Raw genomic sequence first — 315 nt, 5'->3', positions numbered from 1 at the left:
CCAGCATGCCGAACAACACGTTCTTGCCGCGAAACTTAAACACAGCAAATGCGTAACCACCCATGCTACAGAACAGCAGCGAGATGGTGGTGCCTAGGAAAGCCACGTAAATCGAGTTAAACATCGCTTTCCAAAACGGCATGATTTCAAGCAGTTTTGCATAGTTGATTGCCAAGCTATCGCCAATGGCAAAGCTGATGCCCGAACCAAAGATTTCCGAACGGTCACGTGTTGAAAGCAGAGCTGACCACACAAACGGAAACACCGTAATGATTGCAGAAACAACCAGTAATATGCCGAGCATCACCATCAAGA

General features: G+C 47.3%; 1 pseudogene. It reads right to left on the bottom strand.

Annotated features, from left to right (window positions below):
- A pseudogene (locus AB4486_RS23625) lies at positions 1 to 313 on the bottom strand (carbohydrate ABC transporter permease); the annotation flags it as partial.
- Between the last annotated feature and the right edge of the window lie 2 nt (positions 314 to 315).

The organism is Vibrio sp. 10N.222.55.C6 (assembly GCF_041473395.1).
Taxonomy (GTDB): domain Bacteria; phylum Pseudomonadota; class Gammaproteobacteria; order Enterobacterales; family Vibrionaceae; genus Vibrio; species Vibrio crassostreae_C.
Note: the sequence above shows the minus strand (reverse complement) of the source record. Positions and strands in the feature narration are given on the sequence as shown.